The 18,163-nt window shown below is 64.3% G+C and carries 15 protein-coding genes; 12 read left to right on the top strand and 3 right to left on the bottom strand.

Features of this window, described 5'->3' with window-relative positions; translation table 11 throughout:
- Nucleotides 1–435: 435 nt before the first annotated feature.
- Together OJI97_RS14925 and OJI97_RS14920 are read right to left on the bottom strand one after the other, a co-directional pair.
- Nucleotides 436–1,485, bottom strand: coding sequence for a prolyl oligopeptidase family serine peptidase (locus OJI97_RS14925; RefSeq protein WP_297664755.1), 1,050 nt, complete (start codon nucleotides 1,483–1,485; stop codon nucleotides 436–438).
- Between the two features lie 81 nt (nucleotides 1,486–1,566).
- Nucleotides 1,567–2,265 (bottom strand): Crp/Fnr family transcriptional regulator, encoded by a 699-nt coding sequence (locus OJI97_RS14920; RefSeq protein WP_297664752.1) that lies wholly within the window; start codon nucleotides 2,263–2,265, stop codon nucleotides 1,567–1,569.
- Between the two features lie 112 nt (nucleotides 2,266–2,377).
- On the opposite strand from OJI97_RS14920, the gene OJI97_RS14915 reads away from it, so the two are divergent.
- From OJI97_RS14915 to OJI97_RS14905, 3 genes are read left to right on the top strand one after another with little or no spacing between them, the layout of a single operon-like run.
- The gene (locus OJI97_RS14915) at nucleotides 2,378–5,326 is read left to right on the top strand and encodes a TonB-dependent receptor (protein WP_297664750.1); all 2,949 of its coding nucleotides are present in this window, start codon (nucleotides 2,378–2,380) and stop codon (nucleotides 5,324–5,326) included.
- Nucleotides 5,326–6,288 (top strand): alpha/beta hydrolase, encoded by a 963-nt coding sequence (locus tag OJI97_RS14910; protein WP_297664748.1) that lies wholly within the window; start codon nucleotides 5,326–5,328, stop codon nucleotides 6,286–6,288. The genes OJI97_RS14915 and OJI97_RS14910 overlap by 1 nt, the downstream gene beginning before the upstream one ends.
- A complete protein-coding gene (locus OJI97_RS14905; protein WP_297664746.1) occupies nucleotides 6,285–7,271 on the top strand; it encodes a hypothetical protein in 987 nt (328 codons plus the stop codon). The genes OJI97_RS14910 and OJI97_RS14905 overlap by 4 nt, the downstream gene beginning before the upstream one ends.
- Nucleotides 7,272–7,337: 66 nt before the next feature.
- On the opposite strand, the gene OJI97_RS14900 is transcribed toward OJI97_RS14905, so the two are convergent.
- Complete coding sequence (locus OJI97_RS14900) at nucleotides 7,338–9,653, bottom strand: TonB-dependent receptor (protein WP_297664744.1); 2,316 nt, start codon at nucleotides 9,651–9,653, stop codon at nucleotides 7,338–7,340.
- A gap of 337 nt (nucleotides 9,654–9,990) precedes the next feature.
- Between OJI97_RS14900 and OJI97_RS14895 the strand changes: the two genes are divergently transcribed.
- The 9 genes from OJI97_RS14895 (at nucleotide 9,991) to OJI97_RS14855 (ending at nucleotide 18,122) form a co-directional block, all read left to right on the top strand.
- A complete protein-coding gene (locus tag OJI97_RS14895; protein WP_297664742.1) occupies nucleotides 9,991–10,530 on the top strand; it encodes a TetR/AcrR family transcriptional regulator in 540 nt (179 codons plus the stop codon).
- Between the two features lie 118 nt (nucleotides 10,531–10,648).
- Nucleotides 10,649–11,443 (top strand): enoyl-CoA hydratase/isomerase family protein, encoded by a 795-nt coding sequence (locus OJI97_RS14890; RefSeq protein ID WP_297664740.1) that lies wholly within the window; start codon nucleotides 10,649–10,651, stop codon nucleotides 11,441–11,443.
- Complete coding sequence (locus tag OJI97_RS14885; RefSeq protein WP_297664738.1) at nucleotides 11,440–12,603, top strand: acyl-CoA dehydrogenase family protein; 1,164 nt, start codon at nucleotides 11,440–11,442, stop codon at nucleotides 12,601–12,603. The genes OJI97_RS14890 and OJI97_RS14885 overlap by 4 nt, the downstream gene beginning before the upstream one ends.
- 30 nt (nucleotides 12,604–12,633) lie before the next feature.
- Nucleotides 12,634–13,401, top strand: coding sequence for an enoyl-CoA hydratase/isomerase family protein (locus OJI97_RS14880; protein ID WP_297664735.1), 768 nt, complete (start codon nucleotides 12,634–12,636; stop codon nucleotides 13,399–13,401).
- Nucleotides 13,402–13,411: 10 nt separating this feature from the next.
- Nucleotides 13,412–14,269, top strand: a complete 858-nt coding sequence (locus tag OJI97_RS14875; RefSeq protein WP_297664733.1) for an SDR family NAD(P)-dependent oxidoreductase — start codon at nucleotides 13,412–13,414, stop codon at nucleotides 14,267–14,269.
- Nucleotides 14,270–16,084 (top strand): AMP-binding protein, encoded by a 1,815-nt coding sequence (locus OJI97_RS14870; RefSeq protein WP_297664731.1) that lies wholly within the window; start codon nucleotides 14,270–14,272, stop codon nucleotides 16,082–16,084.
- Nucleotides 16,084–16,518 carry a PaaI family thioesterase gene (locus OJI97_RS14865; protein ID WP_297664729.1) on the top strand — a complete coding sequence of 145 codons (435 nt, stop codon included), beginning with the start codon at nucleotides 16,084–16,086 and terminating at the stop codon, nucleotides 16,516–16,518. The genes OJI97_RS14870 and OJI97_RS14865 overlap by 1 nt, the downstream gene beginning before the upstream one ends.
- 19 nt (nucleotides 16,519–16,537) lie before the next feature.
- Entirely contained in the window at nucleotides 16,538–17,086 is a 549-nt protein-coding gene (locus OJI97_RS14860) for a nuclear transport factor 2 family protein (RefSeq protein ID WP_297664727.1), read from the top strand.
- 61 nt (nucleotides 17,087–17,147) lie between these two features.
- Nucleotides 17,148–18,122: a nitronate monooxygenase family protein gene (locus OJI97_RS14855; protein WP_297664725.1), complete on the top strand. Its 975-nt coding sequence runs from the start codon at nucleotides 17,148–17,150 to the stop codon at nucleotides 18,120–18,122.
- Nucleotides 18,123–18,163 lie beyond the last annotated feature (41 nt).

The raw sequence follows: 18,163 nt of genomic DNA, 5'->3' as shown, positions 1-18,163 counted from the left end.
ATGGCCGCTTGCAGGCACAGATCGTGAGAAGCGGACATAAGCGTTCGCAAAGTGTCAGCCGTCCCCAATCCGTTAGAGTGGTGTATTGATGACCCTGCAGCTTTCCGGCGCCGAACGCGGGGCGGTGTTCCACGTCACGACATTGCCATTGCGTTGCAGACGCACGCCAGTCTTGTTCTCATAAATCTGCCCGCGATTGGCGGGGCTGGATTTGAGCACCATTGTCCGTCCGCCATTGACCCGCACGATCGCCCCCTCTCCGACATAGTCGACCTACAATCGCGTTCCCCGATTGCATTCATAGCTTGTACCAGTGTTACGCGGTACCGAGGAGCAAGCAGCCAGAGAGAGAGCCCCGGTTCCCGTAATGAAAATCGCATATGCTGTTTTCATGTCGTTCTCCTTTCACTATTCTTGCCGACCCTGGACATCCGGTCAGTCGAGCGCCGTCGCAAGAAAATCGGTCATATCCTTCACAAACCGGTCGGCGTCGCCCGGCCGGCTGCCGATCGTCACGCCCTTGCGGAGGAAGCCACCCGACACGACGTAGCCGGTGAAATCCTCGGGCCGCAGCGCCGGGTTCGGCTGGCCGGTGGCGAGGTCGAAATAGACCCCTGCATCATCCATGTAGACGGTGGGAAAGATCGTCGACGTCACCGCATCCGGAATGCGCGTCGGCGATGGCACGTCGGCGCGGTCGAACGCGTGGCCGGCGCCGGCGACGATCCGCATCGTTGCGTCCTGCCCTGCCACGATCATCGCATGTATGGCATCCTGACATTGCTGAACCGACACCCAGTCGTCGCGGTCGCCTTGCAGCAGGAGCAGCGACGCACCCTCGGCCAGCCGCGCGCTGCGGAATTGCGTTCCGCACCAGGGATAACCCGCGACGACGGCGCGAAGGCCCTTGCCCTTGCCGAGGATCGCATCCGAAAAGGGCGCCGCCGCCGCCATCATCACTGCCGTCCCGCCGCGGCTGCCGCCCAGCGCGCCGATCCGCGCGGGATCGACATCGGCGCGGGTGCGCAGATATCGGGCGGCCGCCAGCACGTCATAGGCGCTCGCCGGCCAGGTGAGCCGCCCCTGGTCCGCGATCGTGTCGGTGATGCCCCGCCCGCGAAACGGGTCGATCAGCAGCACCGCGAGACCCTTTGAGACCAGCGCCGACGCCTCCGCCAGATGATGGGTGCCGAGGTTTCCGCTGCCCGGCGTCATGATCACGGCCGCGACGCGTCCCTTTTTTGCGGCCGGCCGGAAAAATTGGGCGTTGAGACGCACCGCCGGGCCGGCGTCGCCGTGCATCGCGGGCCCCCAGTCGGCGGGCGAGCGACTCTCGAACGTCACCAGCTCGCCGCGCGCGCCGTTGGCGAGGACGGTCGGTGTGGCAGCGAAATCGGCGCTGCTGACGGCTGGCAATGGCGCCGCGGGGCTTGCCGTGGCGGGCGTCGCGAGCAGGATTGTTGCAAGGACGGCTGCTTTGATCATGGCGTGGGACTCCTCTCATCCGATCGCGCATCGATAGCAGCGAAGCCCGGCCGATCCTGTCCTCCGGGGAACAATTGCCGCTCAGCCGTCGCGCGCGAAGCGGTCGAGCGCGACGGGGTCGATCACGGTGATCCGGCCATAGCCGAGCTCGATCAGGCCTTTGGCCGCGAAGTCGCGCAATATTTCGTTGATCCGGGGACGGGTCGCGGCGACCGACATCGCCAGTTCCTCCTGGCTGATGTTGCGGAGCGGCGCGATCGGCCCCACCGGATAATCATAGGGCGAGCGGCCGAGATCGCCGAGCCGCGCGGCGACGCGCTGCGCCAGCGGCAGCACGACATCGTCGACGATATAGCGCCCGAGCTTGCGCCGGATCGCGAGGTCGGGCGCGATCAGCAGGCGAAAGGTCGGAACGTTGCGTTCGAAGATCCGGATCACGTCGCGCGGACGGATCGAAAGGACGCGCGTCTCCTCGCGCGCGATCCCCGAATAGGCGTGCGGCAGGCCGTCGATGCAGCCGAGAAAGCCCGTCCAGTCGCCGGGCCGGATAATCCCCAGCGTGACCGCATTGCCGTCGGGTGACAGGCCGATCACGTGCAGGCTGCCGGAAATGACGCCGTGAAGGCCGCTCGGCTCCTCCTCTTCTTCGTAGAGATATTGGCCGGCTGCGATGGTGCGGAGGGTGCCGGCGGCGAGCATGTCTGCGCGGATATCGGCCGGAAGCGCGCCGAACCAGGCTCCATTCTCCAGCACTGCTTCGAGGTCCCGATGCACGCTCATTCCCAAATGTCTCCCCGAGAACAGTCACCCGGTGACCGCCATGCCAGAGCGCACCATGGAAAATCAACGAAGCCGGCACAAGCGAACCGCCGGCGCATGGGAGGGAAGACATATGCGTCCATTCGGCCGATTCGCCCTGATTCTGGCGACCGGAGCCTCATCGCTCGCCATCACGCACGCAGCGCACGCGCAGCAGGGCGAAGCGCCCGCCGCTGAGGACGCCACGACCGGCGACATCGTGGTGACCGCGCAGCGCCGGTCCGAAAGTCTTCAGAATGTCCCGATCGCGATCACCGCCTTCGACGCCGACTCGCTCGAAAAGCAGCAGATCCGGTCGACGTCCGATCTGCAACTCTCGATTCCCAGCGTCACCTTCACCAAGAGCAATTTCGCGAGCTCCAATTTCACGATCCGCGGCGTCGGCGACGCAGCGGTCGCGACGAGCGGCGATACCTCGATAGGCATCGCGGTCAACGAAATGCCGCTGGTGACGACGCGCCTGTTCGAAACCGACTATTTCGACCTCGAACGCGTCGAGGTGCTGCGCGGGCCGCAGGGCACGCTGTTCGGCCGCAACGCGACCGGCGGCGTGATCAACTTCGTCACCGCCAAGCCAAACCTGTCGGATTTCGGCGCCTCGGCGACGCTGCAATATGGCAATTACGATACGCGCCGCGCTGAAGGGATGGTCAACGTGCCGCTGACCGACACGCTCGGCATCCGCGTCGCGGGCACGTGGCTCAAGCGCGATGGCTATACGCGCAACCTCTATACCGGCAACCGGATCGACGGGCGCGACCAATATGCGATGCGCGGCTCGCTGCGCTGGCAGCCCACCGACGCCACGACGCTCGACCTGATGGGCTATTATTTCCGCGAGAATTCGAACCGCTCGCGCATCCAGAAACAGCTTTGCCACCGCGACCCGACCGGCGTACTCGGCTGCCTGCCCGACCGTCTCGCCAACGAGACGGTGAACAATAATGCGACGCTCGGCACCACGCTCTCGTCGAGCGAGTTCTTCCGCATCATCAGCGGCAGCGCGGCGGTCGCCTCGGTTGGTCTTGGCAGCGTCTATGGCACCGACAGCTTCTCGGGCGCGGTCAATCCCGCCGATCTGCGCACCGTCAACAGCGATTATGAGCCGACCTATCGCGCCGACGAGCTGCAACTGATGGGCAAGCTCGCGCATGAGTTCGGGGCGGTGACGCTGAACCTGACCGGCGGCTATACGCGCAACAAGGTCACCTCGCGCACCGACTATAATCTGGCGGTCCAGAACCCGCTCGCGACCGGGCCGGGTTCGGGCATTTTCGCGATGCGCAATTTCCCGACCCCGCTGTTCGCCAACGCCGTGTCGCATCTGTTTCAGGGCGACAATCTCTGTGTGTCGGAGGTGGGTCGCAACTACACCGGCTATATCGACGGCAACATCAACCGCTGCTCGCCGCAGGGCGCCGAATATGACGAATCACGCGCCAAGAACCGCCAATATTCGATCGAGGCGCATCTCGATTCCGACTTCGACGGTCCGTTCAATTTCCTGCTCGGCGGCATCTATGTCGACAACAAGGCCGACGGCGATTATTTCGTCGCCTCGTCGGGGCTCGACTATGGCACTGCGGTGGTCGGCGCGATCCAGACTGGCGGCGCGGGGGCGACGGCATCGCCCTTCGCCAATGTCGAAACCAATCTCTACCGTCTGAAATCCTGGGGCGCGTTCGGCGAAGCCTATTTCGATCTTTCCGACACGCTGAAGCTGACCGGCGGGCTGCGCTATTCGCACGACAGGAAATTCGTCCGCGACCGGTCGATGCTGTTCAACTTCACCATCCCATATGGAACGGAGGATGCGTTCGCGGCGCCGAATGCCGCGAATTTCGACGCCGATTCGAGCCTCGCCGGAAATCAGCCCTATCGCGAGAGCGAAGCGACCTTCGGCAAGCTTACCGGCCGCGTCGTGCTCGACTGGAATCCGGTGCTGAGCTTCACCGACAAGACGCTCGTCTACGCCTCCTTCTCGCGCGGTTATAAATCGGGCGGGATCAATCCGGCGTTCAACCCCAGCATCGTCTCGGCGCCCGCAGTCTATCACCCCGAGGTGCTGAACGCGTTCGAAATCGGCACCAAGAACAGCTTCCTTGGCGGCCATTTCCGCGCCAATCTTTCGGCCTTCTACTACGACTATAAGGGCCTGCAGATCAGCCGGATCATCGCGCGGACCGCCTTCAACGACAATGTCGATGCCAAGGTCTATGGCGTCGAGGGCGAGTTCGTGCTCGCGCCGACGCGCTCGCTGCAATTCAACCTCAACGCCAGCTATCTGCACACCAAGGTTGGCAGGCTGCAATTGATCGATCCGCGCGATCCCAGCGGCGGGCGGTCCGACGCGGTGATCGTCAAGGATCTGGCGGGCGGCGCCAATTGCGTCGTTGCCCCGGCCGCGGCGGGCAATGGCGCGCTTGCCAACGCCTTCGTCACGGCGGTCAACGCCGGGCTCGGGCTGAAGGCGCCGGTGGTGGTCCCCGGCACCGCGGCGACGGGCGCCTTCTCGATGTGCAGCGCGCTCGCTGCGGCGGCGGCCAACCCGTCGGCGGGACTCAGCGCGCTGCTCGGAGTGGGGCCGGGGCCGCTGCCGATCCAGCTCGATCCCAATGTCGCGACGGCGAAGCTGATCGACGGCATTCCCGTCGATGTCAGCGGCAACCAGCTTCCCAACTCGCCCAAATACAAGGTCTCGCTCGGCGCGCAGTACACGGCCGACATCGGCAGCAGCGGGATGAACGCGGTGTTCCGCGTCGATTATTCGTTGACCGGCGACGCCTATTCGCGCGTCTTCAACCGCCCGATCGACCGGGTGCGGAGCTATGATGTCCTCAACGCGCAGGTGCAGCTCAACGGCCCCGACGATCGCTGGTTCGCCCGCGCCTTCGTCCAGAACCTGCTCGATAATGACGCGATCACCGGCCAATATGTGACCGACGCCTCGTCGGGATTGTTCACCAACATCTTCACGCTCGAACCGCGTCGGTACGGCATCGCTCTGGGGTTCCGTTATTGATGATTGGGCCGCCCAATACGGTGTCGGCGTCGTGGCAGGTCTATTATGCCGCGGCGCCCGACCCGGCGCGGACGCCCGAAACACCCGCGCCGGACGACCTCGCCGGCTGGGCGCAGCGGCAGCAGCTGGTCGATGCGCCGATGCTGCAAGCCACGGCCGACGCGCTCCGGGATTTTCCCGGGCGCGTCTTCGAAGGCATGATTGCGGGGGTGCCGGTGATCGAGGTGCATCCGGCAACCGCGAGGCCGGCGCGCGGCGCGATCGTCTATGTGCATGGCGGCGCCTATACGCTCTATAGCGCGAAGGCGCGGCTGACGTCGGTGCTGCCGATCGTCCGGCGCACCAATATGCCGGCGATCGCGATCGATTATGCGCTGGCCCCGGCGGCGCGCTGGCCGGTTGCGCTCGATCAGGTGGTCGCGGTGCTGCGCGACTTGGGGGAAACCGGGCGCGGACCGGTCGCGCTTTATGGCGATTCGGCGGGCGGCGCGCTCGCCGTCGCCGCGACGCTCAAACTGCGCTACCTCGGGCTGGCCTTGCCCGAAGCGCTCGTCCTCTGGTCCCCCTGGTCGGACATCGGCGCCGTGGGAGACAGCTATGCGACGCTGGCGGCGGCCGATGTCAGCTTCCGCTACGACCGGCACCTCACCAACGCCGCGCTCGCCTATGCCGACGCCGCCGAGCATCGCAATCCGCTCGTCTCGCCCGTCTATGCCGATTTCGCGCGCGGCTTTCCGCCGACGCTGATCCAGGGCGGCACGCGCGAGATTTTCCTCAGCAATTTCGTGCGCCTCCACCGCGCGCTCGCCGATGCGGGGCAGCACGCGATCCTCGACCTTTACGAAGGGATGCCGCACGCCTTTCAAGCCTATCCGGCGCAGATGGCCAGCCCCGAAAGCCGCACGGCACTCGACACGACGGCGGCGTTTCTTTTGCGCCATCTCGAAAGGAACCGCCCATGACTGCCTCACCGCCATCTCCCTTCCCCGAAACCGCGATCTCGGAGGGGGAAAGCCTCAGCGGGCCGTGGCGCGCGCCGCGCCAGATGCTCGCCGACCAATCCTATGATCATCACAGCTCGATCCACGATGACGCGACCGCGCAGAGGCTGGGCTTCAAGGGCGGCACGATCGAAGGGCCGACCCATTTCAGCCAATTCGCGCCGCTCGCGGTCGCCGCATGGGGGCCACGGTGGCTCGATGTGGGCTGCATCTCGGCCCATTATCGCGCCCCGGTCTATGAAGGCGAAGAGGTGCGCGCGCATATGGCGCGAGTCGTTCCCGGTCAGAGGATCGCCGAAATCTGGATGGAGAAGGCGGACGGCACCGAAGTGCTGCGCGGCACCTGTTCGGTCGGACCGGACCATCCCGAAAGCGCGCTCGACCGGCGGCTTGCAGAGCTTCCCGCGCTTGAGCAGCCGGTGATCCTCGAAGACGTCGTGATCGGCACGAAAACGCCGCGCCGCCGGGTCGCGGTGGGCTTCGACCAGCATATGGGCGACCTCTATCCCTTCACACTGCGCCAGAAACTCGGCGTCATAACCGAAGCCTCGCCTTATTATGCCGAGGAAAGCGCAGGCGCGTCGCCGCACAGCCGAGCGATCATCCCGGTAGAGATGATCAGCGTCCTCCTCAACCACGCCTGGGGCGGCGAATCCTTCTATCGTCGCGGGCCGGTCGTCGGCCTGTTCGCCGATCAGGAGATACGACTCCACGACGGCCCTCTGTTCGTTGGCGAATCCTATGAGATCGAGCGCGAGGCGATTGCGCTGACCGGTAGCCGTCGGACTGAAAGCCTGTGGATCAGAACCCGCGTCTATCGCCCTGGCGAGGACCGGCTGCTGGCGACGATGCTGCTCAACCAGGCGATCATGAAGGACAGCTTCGCAGGTTATGAGGAAGAACATGCGCGATTGTACCGCGTTGACGGACGGGATGCACTTTAGGCAATTCTGGCCGAAAGCGGATAGTCCGCTCTCGGCCACCATTTAGCGAAAGTTGCCGTACGAGGCCTATCTGAACTTGAAAGCCACGTTCAGGCCATAGGTTACCGGCATGCCGGTGAAGCGGATCACCGCATCGCCGCGCCGCGCCGCGGTGTTCCAGTAATATTCGTTGGTGACGTTCTGCGCATAGAGGCTCGCTGTCCACTTCCCGTCAACATGCCCAATGCCCGCGCGCAGGTCGAGCAGACCATAGTCGTCGATGGCGAGACGCGTATCGGGCTTGAAATCGCCATAGGTCGAACTGCGGTACGTATAGTTCGCGCCGACGAAGGCTTCCTTCGACCCGCCGACATCCCAGCGATATTCCAGATCTGCGTTGAGCTGCCATTTCGGCGTGTAGGGGAAGCGGAAACCGTTGAAGTCGGTGACTGCCCCGAACGCCGTATAGTTGGAGAAGGAGCGCGTTACCTTGCTATCGATATAGGTCGCGCCGAGGTTGGCACGCAGCCCGTCGACCGGCGTGACGATAAGCTGCAGCTCGGCGCCCTTGATCCGCGATTTGGGCACATTGACCAGCGCCTCGAGCGGACCGAAGACCGGAACGATCGTGCGCCCCTTCAACTGCTTGTCGAGATAGTCGTAATAGAATAGCGCACCGTTGAGCTGCACCCGGCGATCGAGCAGCGCCGACTTGAAGCCGATTTCATAGGCCGTGACCTGTTCCTGCCGGACGGGCTTGTACTGAGCGAAGCGATTGCCCGCGAGCGTCGCGAACGAGCCGCTCTTGTAGCCCCGGCTGACGCTGGCATAGACGAGCTGGCCGTTCGCCGGTTTCCACTGCAGCACGCCGCGCCACGACACATTGTCCTCCGGCAGGCTTCCCGTGAATTTGCCCGGACGTCCGGCGTCGTCGAAGGTGACGCAGCCGCCCAGCGGAATCGTCCCCGACGGCAAACCGAAGATCAGCTCGAAACCGCGCGCGTAGGTGCCATTTCCGGCGCTCAGCGTGCATCCCCCGAAATCGACCTTGGTGTCGGTGTAGCGGATGCCGCCGATGAGCGTCAGCGTGTCGACGATCGGCACGCTGACGTCGGCAAAGGCCGCATAGCTGCGATATTTCGTGTCGCCGAGCTGCGGCACCAGGTCGATCGACGGAAAGCCGAAGCGGTCGAACACATGCGCCGAAGACTGGTCGTTGAGCCGCTGAGTCAGAAGCTCGTGCGTCTTGCCCCATTCATAATTGCCGCCGACGATCCATGTGCCGTCGCCCAGCAGCGAGCCGGCCAGTCGCAGTTCCTGGCTGAACGACTTGATGTCGCCTTCGAGGAACACGTCGGTCAGCCGCAGCGTCGTGCCGTCGGACTCCTGGCCATAGGCTTCCTTGAAGCGCGTATAGGCCGAAATCGAGGTGAGCGTGATGTCGTCGCTGAGGTCGACTTCGCCGCGCAGCGCCGCCTGCACCTGCCAATTGTCCTTTTTCAGCGGATAGCTGGTGCCCCAGTCGGCGGCACGATTGTCCTCCGGCGCGACCGGATAGGTCGGCAGGCGCGGGTCGAAGAAGCCTGCCGATTGCTGGAAGGGTGCAATGAACTGCGGCGCCTGCGTGTCGCCATGGTCCTGATAGGCATTGACCATCAGGTTCAGGCGCACCGTATCGACGGGCCGGAAGGCGAGCTGGACGCGCCCCTGCGTGAAGGCCCGCTGGCCGAGGCTCGCGTCGCGGGTATAGCTTTTCTGCCAGTCGCCGCCGCCTTCGTGGCGCAGCGAGATGCGCGCGGCGAGCGTCTCCGACAGCGGCCCGCTGGCATAGCCTTCGGCACTGAAGCGGTTGAAGCGGCCAAAGGAGAGCGCCAGCCCCGCCTCCGGCGACCAGGTCGGCTTGGCGGCGATATAGTTGATCGCGCCGCCGGTGGCGTTCGACCCGAACAAGGTGCCCTGTGGCCCCTTCAGCACCTCGACGCGTTCCAAATCGAAAGAGGCGCCCGCGGTCATCACCGAATAGGGGATCGGCACTTCGTCGGTGTAGACGGTCACTGTGGGCTTCGCAGCAAGGCTGCTGTCGAAGAAGCCGATGCCGCGCAGGAAATAGACGGGCGTGCCGAAACCGCTGTTGATCGCGTTGAAGCCGGGAGTCACTTTCGCCAGCCCTGCGACGTCGGTCACGCCCTGCGCCTGCAGGTCGTCGCCCGACACCGCGGTGATCGACAGCGGCACGCTGTTGATGCCTTCGCTGCGCTTCTGCGCGGTGACGATGATCTCGTTCGTGCCGGCGGCTTCGCCCTCCTCCGCCGAGACCGCATCCTGCGCCGCCGCCTGATTCGCAACCAGCGCGAACAGCAGGGCCGCGACCGACGACGAGCTACGCATCTTTGAAAGCGCCATAATTTCCCTCCCGATGACCATCTGTAACGCCCGGTTCAGATCCGGAAAGAGCGTTCAAATCTTTTGTTACCGTCCGGTCGGTAATATTGCTTCCGATCATTGTCAAATCGGCAATGATGGCGGCAACTATTGACCAGTGGGTCGCGACGGACCTATGCCTCGCGTTCAGGGGCAGCCGGAAGCACCGCAGCAAGCGGATATCCGGCGCATGGTGAAAGCAATGGCGGAAGCATCGAGAAAGACACGGGCATCGGCGACGCCCGCCCAAACACGAACAGGCCCCGCCGCGGCGGCAAGGCCAGGTCGCAAGCGCGGCAGCGTCAACAAGGAGGTGATCATGGCGATCGCTTCGACGATGTTCCGCGAGCGCGGCTATGATCGCACCAGCCTCGACGACATCGCCGCAGGCCTGTCGATCACCAAGCCCAGCCTCTATTATCATTTCGCGAGCAAGGAGGAAATCCTGCTCGAATGCATCGCGCGCGGCTACATCCTGTTCCAGCAAAAAATAGCCGATCGCGACGATATCCGCCTGCCCGGCCGCGAACGCGTCCGCATCTTCATCGAATGCTATGTCGACCTGTTGCAGGATAATGTCCTGTCGATGATCGTCGCCGACGAGCGTGTGATGAGCGATGCCGGCAAGGCCAAGTCACGCAACTACAAGCGGATGCTGAACCGCGACCTGCTCGACCGGCTCGAGGTCGGGCGCAAGGACGGATCACTCGCCTTCGACGACGCGCGCATCATTTCCTTCGGCATCTTCGGCATGGTCAACTGGATGACGCACTGGCAGTCGGGCGCACTGCAGATCGCGCCGGGCGCGGTATCCGACCAGTTCGTCGCGATGATTCTCGACGGCATCGGCAAGCCCTGACCTGATCCCGGACATCGCGATCCCGCACGCCTCGCGGCCTTTCCCGCCGCGAGTTGACAGCCCCTGTCGCCGCGCATATGACAATGTTACCGACCAGTAGGTAATAATAGGATTAGCGATGACCGACTTCCGTTATCTGAACACCAGCGTCGAGGACGGCGTCGGCATTCTTCAGCTCGACCACCCCGAGGTGCGCAACGCGCTCGGCTGGGAATTGCACGAGGACATCATCGCCGCGCTGCGCGCCTGGGAAGACGATGACGCCGTGTCGTGCGTGCTATTCATCGGCAACGAGGACTATTTCTGCGCCGGCTGGCGCGTCGACATCCTCAATACGGCGGGCGACGACGACCGCCGCCGCTTCAACGACCTCGCGCTCGCGCTGATGAAGGCGATCTATGATTTCGGCAAACCGTCGGTCGCGGCGGTCGCGGGGGTCGCCCCCGGTTACGGCATGGATGTCGCCAATATGTGCGACATCACCGTCGCGTCGGAAAACGCGCTCTTCGGATCGACGCAGGTCAAATATGCGATGAACGGCTTTTATCACGGCATCATGTCGCGCGTCGGCAAGCAGCATGCCCGCCGCCTCTATTATACCGGCGACCCGATTGACGCGCAGGAAGCTCTGCGGATCGGCCTCGTCAGCGAAGTGACGCCGGTCGGTGAACTTCGGTCGCGGTCGCTGACGCTCGCAAAGCAGATTGCCGAAATGGGCCCCGAACTGGCCAAGATCTTCAAAGGCGTCGCGCTGCGCGCCTCGAACATGGATCATCTCGGTGCGCTGCAATATGAGCTGACGGTCACGCACGACCTGCTCCAGCGCGGCATCTTCCGCGAGCGCATTTCACGCGGCTTCAACCGGTTGAAGTCCGGTGACCCGGTTGCAATCGAACGCGCCGGAAAGCCATGACCCTCGACGTCGTCGCCTCCGACATTTTCGTAGCCGAGGAGTGCGAGCAGTTCGCGCGTTCGGTCGACGGCTTCCTTGCCGCGCACGCCGCGCCCGAGGCGATCGACCGGTGGCGCGACGCCAAATGCGTCGACCGCGCCACATGGACCGCGGCAGCCGAAGCTGGCCTGCTCGGCATCTCGGTTGGCGAAGCCTATGGCGGCGCGGGTGCCGATTTCCGGTTCGAAGCGATCATCACCAAGGCGATCGGGCATCGCGGCGCCGACGCGCTGACAATCAGCCTGCACAACGCGGTGATCCTCCCCTATTTCTCCAGCTTCGGCACTGAGGTGCAGAAGCGCCGCTGGCTGCCGAAATTCTGCTCGGGGGAATGCCTCACCGCGATCGCGATGACCGAGCCGGCCGCCGGGTCGGACCTGCAGGGCATGAAGATGACCGCGCGCAAATGCGACGGCGGCTGGCGCCTCAGCGGGCAAAAGACCTTCATCTCGAACGGCCAGATCGCCGATGTCATCCTTGTCGCGGCCAAGACCGATCCTGCGGGGGGCAGCCGGTCGATCTCGCTGTTCATCGTCGATGCCCGCGGCGATCCGCAGGGTTTCCGCCGCGGGCGCAATCTCGACAAAGTCGGTCAGGAGGGACAGGACACGTCCGAGCTCTTCTTCGACGATCTGTTCGTTCCCGACGGTGCGCTGCTCGGCGGCACCGTGGGCCGCGGGCTGCCGCAGCTCATGGAAAAACTGCCGCAGGAACGGCTGATCATCGCCTGGCAGGCGATGGCAATGATCGAGCGCGCGCTCGACGAGACGATCCGCTACACGCGCGAACGCCCGATGTTCGGCCAGACGCTCGCCGATTTCCAGAACACCCAGTTCAAGCTCGCCGAATACAAGACGCAGGCGGTTGTCTGCCGCGTCTTCGTCGATCATTGCACTGACCTGCTCGTGCGCGGCGAACTCACCGCCGAGCTCGCCTCGATGGCCAAATATTGGGCATCGGAGGAGCTGACGAAGATCGTCGACGGCTGCCTCCAGCTCTTCGGCGGCTATGGTTATATGCTCGAATATCCGATCGCGCGCATGTTCCGCGATAGCCGCATCCACCGCATCTACGGCGGCGCGAGCGAGGTGATGAAATTGCTCATCGCCCGAAATCTCTGATCCGAAATCCCGAAACCCAGGAGTGAATATATGGCAAAGCACGGCACGATGCGCAGCGAGGTAAAGGGCGGCGTCGCCACCATCTTCCTCGACCGCCCCGACAAGAAGAATGCACTCAGCACCGAATTGTTCGAAGACCTCGTCGAAACGCTCCAGCAATGGCGGCGTGACGACAGCGTCGCGGCGGTCGTCATCACCGGAACCGAGGAATATTTCTCCGCCGGGCTCGATCTCGACACCATGAACTGGAAAAGCGAAGATGAGCGGCTGCGCTGGTATGATGCGACCTATTACGGCTATCTCGAACTGCTCGAATATCCCAAGCCGACGATCGCCGCGGTCGCGGGGCCGACCTTCGGCGGCGGCTGCGACATCGCGGTCTTCTGCGACATCCGCATTTCGAGCCCCAACGCCAAATTCGGCTTTCCGCAGATCCGCTTCGGCCTGACCCCCTTCGTCGATCCGCTGCAGCGCATCGTCGGGCAGAGCCAGGCGAAGCTGCTCGTGCTCACCGGGCGTCGTATCGATGCGCAGGAAGCGCTGCGCATCGGCCTGATCGACGAGATCGCGCCCGAAGGCAAACTGCTCGCGACGGCGCAAGCGATGGCCGGCGAGATCGCCTCGACGACCGTGCCGACCGTCGTACGCACAACCGAAATGCTGCGCCGTAGCTGGGCGATGGATCCGATGGCGGCCTATGTCTACGGCCACGTCCAGTATCGCGACGTCCACTGGAATCCGGAAATTTCGGACCGCATGCTGGCCGCACGCGCCAAGGTCGGATCGGGAACACGCTGATACGCGACCGATGACGGGCTCTCCTTCCTTCGCCTCCGCCGGTCTCGAAGGATCGGTCGTCGTGATCGTCGGCGCAAGCCGCGGGCTCGGGCGGCAATATGCCGCTGACCTCGCCCGCGCCGGCGCACGGCTTGTCCTGACCGGACGCGGCGAAGACGTCGCAACCGCTGCCGAAACGATCCGGCGGGAGGGAGGCATTGCGATCGCGATCCGGTGCGACATCCGCGATCCCGCACCCTTCGTCGAAGCCGCGCTCGCCGAATATGGTTCGATCGACGGGCTGGTGATCAACGCGGGCGTGGTCCGCGACCGCAGCTTCGCAAAGATGACGGCAGAGGAATGGTCGGAGGTGATCGACGTCCATCTCGGCGGCAGCTTCGCCTGCGCCAAGGCGGTATGGGAACCGATGACGACACAAGGGCGCGGCTCGATCGTGTTCACCACTTCAGGTGCGGGGATGCACGGCGCCTTCGGGCAGGCCAATTATGCGGCGGCGAAAAGCGGTATCATTGGCCTGATGAAGACGCTGGCCATCGAAGGGGAACGGCTCGGCATCCGCGCCAACGCCATCGCCCCGATGGCGCTGACCGAAATGACCGACGGCGTCTTTTCCGACCGTATGAAGCATTGCTTGCGTCCCGAACAGATTTCGCCCTTTCTGATGGCACTGCTCGACCCTGGATCGACGCGGACCGGCGAGATCGTCGAGTGCGGCGGCGGCTGGGGCGCGCAGATGCGCTGGCAGCGATCGGCAGGCGACCGGATGACAGCGGCGCCATTCGGTTCCGAATTCGATCTGCCGGAAACGACCGCCGATTCGCTGGGCGCCGCGCTTGGCGATCCGCGGACAATGTACAGGATGGCCTGAATGGAGTTTGCGAGTCCCCCTGCCCCCAGCGTGACGCTCGACCGCCGCGACGACGGCAGCATCATCCTGCGTTCCGGCCTGCCGCTCGGCCCGGTCCCCAAATCGCTCGCGCACGTCTTCGACGAACAGGCCGAGCGCGCGCCCGACGCACCCTTCATGCGCCAGCGCGAAGCGAGCAGCGCATGGCGAAGCATATCTTATGGTGAGGCACGCCGCGCCGCCGATGGTCTGGCGCAATGGCTGATCGACCAGGGGATTGGCGTCGGCGACGTCGTCTCCTTCCTGTCCGAACCGTCGATCGAGCATGGCATCGCCGCCATTGGCGTCCAGCGCAGCGGCGCAGCGATCGCGCCCGTCAGCGTCGCCTATTCGCTGATGTCGAAAGATCATGCCCAGCTCCGCCAATGCGTCTCGGTAGTCGGCGCGAAGGTCGTCGTCGTCGACGATGCAGCGCGCTATGCCGCAGCACTGCGCGCGCTCGCACCACTCGGGGTAACGATCGTCGCGGTATCGGGCACGGTCGACGGGCTCGCCATCACATCCTGGGCCGAGGTTATTGCAACACCGCCCCGTCATGACGTGACCGAGCGGATGGAGGCGATCCTCCCCGGCGATATCGCGCGGATCATCTACACATCAGGATCGACCGGGTCGCCGAAGGCGACACCACAGCCGCACGCCAATCTCAACATCACCATCGCGCAGAACCGGGCCCTCGGCCTGCTCGACTTCGGCGACGATCCGCCGCAGATCCTCGAAGCTATGCCGTTCAGCCACATCATGGCGGGCAACTTCAACTTCAACAACACGATCGCCGCCGGGGGCACAGTGTGGATCGACGACGGCAAGCCGACCCCCGGGCTGTTTGCAAAGACGCTCGAAAATCTGCGCGACGTCGCGCCATCCTATTTCATTACCGTACCGCTGGGCTACACGATGCTGTGCCAAGCGCTCGAGGTCGATGCCGAGCTCAGCCGCCATTTCTTCTCGCGCCTCAAATTCCTCGGCTTCGGCGGTGCGGTGCTCGCCGAAGATGTCCGCGACCGGCTGGTCGCGCTGTCGATCACCGCGCGCGGCAAGGCTGTGCCGATCTTCTCCTTCTATGGCGCGACCGAATATCTGTTCGGGACGCTGAAATACTGGACCGAAGGCGGGACCGACGTGATCGGGCTTCCCCTGCCCGCCACCGACCTCAAGCTCGTTCCGTTCGATGGGCGATACGAGATGCGGGTCAAGGGACCGACGATGATGCCACGAAGCGGCTACGTCGGCGCGCCCGAAGCCTCGGCGTCGCTGTTCGACGACGAAGGATATTTCCATACCGGCGACGCCGTCCGCTTCGCCGCCCCCGACGACCCGCGCGCCGGGCTCGTCTTCGCGGGCCGCCTTTCGGAAGATTTCAAGCTTGATTCCGGCACCTATGTTACCGTTGAGGCGCTGCGGCTGGCGCTGTTGGCGGCATGCGGCGAGCATGTATCCGATGCGGTCATTTGCGGTCTCAACCGGCCATATCCGTCGGCCTTGCTCTGGCTCCGCACACCGGACAAGGCGCCCAAACTGCGCGCGCGGATCGAACAGGCAATCACGGCGTTCAACGCGGCCCAGAGCGGCGCTGCGCGTCGGATCGGCGCGGCGCTGATCCTCGATGAGCCGGCGTCGTTCGAAACCGGCGAGGTGACCGTAAAGGGCAATGTGGCGCAGCGCGTAGTGCGCGAAAGGCGCACCGCCGACGTCGAGCGCCTCTATGCGGACCGCCCTGACGCTGCCGTGATGTCGTTCCGGCAAGCCGCCAGCAATCTGGTGGAGTCCGGATGATGCGACAGCGAACAGCCGGCGATTGGAGTCCGCTGAATTTCAGCGATCCCTTTTGCGAGCATGTCGGCGGCATGCAGATGCTCTATACGGGCAACGCCGAAGAGCCGGTCCGCTTCGGGATGGAGGTGCAGGCGCACCAGTGCAACCGCCTCGGCTTCTGCCATGGCGGCCTGCTGTCGACCTTTCTCGATATCGCGCTCGGCGTCTGTGCGATCGAGATTTGCGGTCACGACTGGGGCGGCCCGACGATCAATCTCAGCATCGACTTTCTTCAGGGCGCGCCGCAGGGCGACTGGATCGAAAGCCGCGTTACGCTCGAGCACACGACGCGCAGCCTGATGTTTGTGACCGGATCGGTCGTGGGATCGCCCGGTCGGATCGCCCGGGCCACCGCCTTGTTCAAACAGCCACGGCCGGCGCCGATCGCCCCCTGACCGCCACGGAGAAGAGCCTATGCCTGCACACGACACCGCCGATGCGATCGGCCAGACCTATGTCGGATTGCCCACCGCCGACATCGTCACCGCCGAATTTTTCCGCGATTTCGGTAGCCGCTGGGAAGCCGCTTGGAATTCGCACGACACCGATGAGGTCATGGCGCTGATCCACCCCGACATCCGCTGGAACGACACGATATTCTGGCCAGAGATCATCCACGGCCATGACGCGATGCGCGCCTATGTCGACAAGATCTGGGCAGTTATGCCCGACGTGCATTTCCGCGAAGTGCAGTTCTTCAGCGCGCCCGATGCCGGGCGCGCGCTCTACCTGTTCGAACAGACGGCCACCGCGCCGCCCGCCTCGGGCAAGGGTACCAAGGCAACGACCTACGGCTGCGACATCTTTCTCGGCTTTCGCGACGGGCGGTTGTCCGATTACATGGCGCAATATGAGATTACAGAGATGATGCGTCAGTTCGATATGTTGCCGGCGCGAAACGGCCACATTGGGGGAGCCTATCTGCTGTCTCTCATGGGCAAAGCGAAACCCGCATCGGCTTAATCGCAAATGGCGCGAAGCTGCGTTCCGGTACAGTACAGAATGAAGAAGGGAAATAGCGGCAATGGCCATAAAGACGCGCATTACCGAGAAGTTCGGCATCGATACCCCGATCATCATGGGCGGGATGACCGGCGTGGGCTATGGTCCGCTGGTCGCCGCGGTCGCCAATGCGGGGGCGCTCGGCTTCATCACCGCGCATATGTATCCGACCGGCCAAGCGCTGTTCGACGAGATCGAGGCGACGCGCAAGCTGACCGACAAGCCCTTTGGCGTGAACCTCACCCTGCTGCCATCGATCAACCCTATCCCCTATGACGAATATCGCGAGGCGATCATCGCCAGCGGGATCAAGATCGTCGAGACCGCGGGCCGTGCGCCGACCGATCATCTGCCGCGCTTCAAGGAAGCCGACGTCACCGTCATCCACAAATGCACCTCGGTGCGCCACTCGGTGTCGGCGGTGAAGAAGGGCGTCGACATGATCAGCATCGACGGCTTCGAATGCGCGGGTCACCCCGGCGAGGACGATGTCGGGCTCGTCGTGCTGCTGCCCGCGACGGTCGATGCGCTTCCCGATGTGCCGATCATTGCGTCGGGTGGCATGGCCGATGGGCGCAGCTTGGTCGCCGCGCTCGCGCTCGGCGCCGATGCGGTCAATATGGGCACGCGCTTCTGCGCCACCGTCGAAGCGACAATCCACCAGAATGTGAAGCAGCGCATCGTCGATGCGAGCGAACTCGACACCGTCCTCGTGGGCCGCAGCTTGCGCAACACCGCGCGCGTTGCGAAGAACGCGGTGTCGGACGAGGTCGCGGCGATCCAGCGTGATCCGACCAAGACCTTCGACGATGTCCGTCACCTGATGGCGGGCGTCCGCGGGCGCGAAAATGTGCTGCGCGACGGCGACGTCGACGGCGGCATCTGGACAAGCGGCCAGAGCCAGGCGCTGATCCACGACATCCCGACCTGCGCCGAACTGGTCAAGAATATCATGGCGCAGGCCGAAGCCGTGCGGAATAGACTGGGCTCAACCTAAAGTCGACGCCATGCTCCACAGGCGGTGACGTGGTCGCTCGT

The organism is Sphingopyxis sp., from assembly GCF_025869345.1.
Classification (GTDB): Bacteria; Pseudomonadota; Alphaproteobacteria; order Sphingomonadales; family Sphingomonadaceae; genus Sphingopyxis.
Note: the sequence above shows the minus strand (reverse complement) of the source record. Positions and strands in the feature narration are given on the sequence as shown.

What these genes read in the sequence shown, in the direction of transcription:
- OJI97_RS14865 (WP_297664729.1), top strand. Translation starts at nt 16,084, where the DNA reads ATGCGACAGCGAACAGCCGGCGATTGGAGTCCGCTGAATTTCAGCGAT.
- OJI97_RS14855 (WP_297664725.1), top strand. Translation starts at nt 17,148, where the DNA reads ATGGCCATAAAGACGCGCATTACCGAGAAGTTCGGCATCGATACCCCG.
- OJI97_RS14895 (WP_297664742.1), top strand. Translation starts at nt 9,991, where the DNA reads ATGGCGATCGCTTCGACGATGTTCCGCGAGCGCGGCTATGATCGCACC.
- OJI97_RS14900 (WP_297664744.1), bottom strand. Translation starts at nt 9,653, where the DNA reads ATGGCGCTTTCAAAGATGCGTAGCTCGTCGTCGGTCGCGGCCCTGCTG.
- OJI97_RS14920 (WP_297664752.1), bottom strand. Translation starts at nt 2,265, where the DNA reads ATGAGCGTGCATCGGGACCTCGAAGCAGTGCTGGAGAATGGAGCCTGG.
- OJI97_RS14875 (WP_297664733.1), top strand. Translation starts at nt 13,412, where the DNA reads ATGACGGGCTCTCCTTCCTTCGCCTCCGCCGGTCTCGAAGGATCGGTC.
- OJI97_RS14880 (WP_297664735.1), top strand. Translation starts at nt 12,634, where the DNA reads ATGGCAAAGCACGGCACGATGCGCAGCGAGGTAAAGGGCGGCGTCGCC.
- OJI97_RS14870 (WP_297664731.1), top strand. Translation starts at nt 14,270, where the DNA reads ATGGAGTTTGCGAGTCCCCCTGCCCCCAGCGTGACGCTCGACCGCCGC.
- OJI97_RS14915 (WP_297664750.1), top strand. Translation starts at nt 2,378, where the DNA reads ATGCGTCCATTCGGCCGATTCGCCCTGATTCTGGCGACCGGAGCCTCA.
- OJI97_RS14860 (WP_297664727.1), top strand. Translation starts at nt 16,538, where the DNA reads ATGCCTGCACACGACACCGCCGATGCGATCGGCCAGACCTATGTCGGA.
- OJI97_RS14925 (WP_297664755.1), bottom strand. Translation starts at nt 1,485, where the DNA reads ATGATCAAAGCAGCCGTCCTTGCAACAATCCTGCTCGCGACGCCCGCC.
- OJI97_RS14885 (WP_297664738.1), top strand. Translation starts at nt 11,440, where the DNA reads ATGACCCTCGACGTCGTCGCCTCCGACATTTTCGTAGCCGAGGAGTGC.
- OJI97_RS14910 (WP_297664748.1), top strand. Translation starts at nt 5,326, where the DNA reads ATGATTGGGCCGCCCAATACGGTGTCGGCGTCGTGGCAGGTCTATTAT.
- OJI97_RS14905 (WP_297664746.1), top strand. Translation starts at nt 6,285, where the DNA reads ATGACTGCCTCACCGCCATCTCCCTTCCCCGAAACCGCGATCTCGGAG.
- OJI97_RS14890 (WP_297664740.1), top strand. Translation starts at nt 10,649, where the DNA reads ATGACCGACTTCCGTTATCTGAACACCAGCGTCGAGGACGGCGTCGGC.